At 72.6% G+C, this 1206-nt stretch carries 2 pseudogenes; both read left to right on the plus strand.

Features of this window, described 5'->3' with window-relative positions:
• Positions 1 to 325 (plus strand): annotated as a pseudogene (locus Q0L15_RS19695) (MFS transporter); the annotation flags it as partial.
• 375 nt (positions 326 to 700) lie between these two features.
• Positions 701 to 1206 (plus strand): annotated as a pseudogene (locus Q0L15_RS25040) (choice-of-anchor A family protein); the annotation flags it as partial.

The raw sequence follows: 1206 nt of genomic DNA on the forward strand, positions 1-1206 counted from the left end.
CCACCTGCTGCCGATCCTGGTCGGCGCGTTCCTGCACGGCTTCGGGCTGCAGGTCTTCGACGTGCAGTGGCAGGTGTCGATCCAGCAGAACATCCCCGAGGACAAGCTCGCGCGCGTCTACTCCTTCGACCTGGTGGGCTCGTTCGTGGCCCGGCCGCTCGGCCTGGTGCTGACCGGGCCGGTCGCCGCGGCGGTCGGCTTCGACCGGTGGCTGGTGGTGACCGGCCTGGTGATGGGCGGGTCCGCGCTGCTGGCGCTGCTCGCCCCCGACGTACGCCGCCTCGAGCGCGCCGTGGCCGAGCCGGACCCGAGCCCGGCCGGTTAGCCGGTCACTCCCGCCACGCCCGTCACACCGGTGGGGCAATCCCTGCACTTGTCGGCCGAAGTTTCGGCCCGCAAGTGCAGGTTTCCCCGGTCGACCGGGGAAACCGACACCCTCCACCCCGGCCCACCCGGTCCAGTCCGGTCCCAGGCGATTTCGGCAAAGGCGCGGCCCCGCCCGCGTGGAGGTGGCACCGTCGATGGTGCTGACCTACTGGGGGGTAGACCGAATGAGCACGTCTGGGTCAACGCGCGCGCTCCGCGCGCGCCGTCTTCCTGCTCTCGCCGCCGTCCTCGCCTGCTGCCTCGGCTCGCTCGTCGTGCTGCAGCTCAGCGGGGGCGGGGCAGCTGCGCGCACGCCTGTCACAGCGCCGGCGGGATGACCGTCGGCACCCGCCTGCCGTCCGGGTTCCCGGCCGGCTCCGCCGCGCTCGTGGTCGCCGGCAGCCACGGCACCTACAACCTCCAGAAGGGCAGCGCCTACGTCACGCCGCAGACCGGGGTGAACTTCAACGGCGGCGCCGGCACCGGGTACCTCGGCAGCAACCCGGTCGACTTCGCGACGTCGTTCACCCAGCTGCGCGCGCTGTCGACGGCGTGGGGCGCCGCGAGCGCCAACGGCACGGTGAGCAGCGGTACGGCGGGCGGCAACCCGGCGCTGGTGTTCACCGGCACCGGCCGCCGACCTGGCGGCCGGCAAGCACGTCGGCTACCAGGTGCCGGGTGGCGCGACCACGATCATCAACGTGCCCGGCACGTCGGTGACCCTCGCCGGCCAGATGTGGGACGTGTCGTCCGGCGCCAGCCAGGTCAACGACACGGTGATGGCGTCGTACCCCGGGATCATCTGGAACTTCCCGGACGCCACCACGCTGACCATGAGCT

Origin of the sequence: Nocardioides sp., from assembly GCF_024509035.1 — a bacterium.
In the GTDB taxonomy this organism is placed as follows: domain Bacteria; phylum Actinomycetota; class Actinomycetes; order Propionibacteriales; family Nocardioidaceae; genus Nocardioides.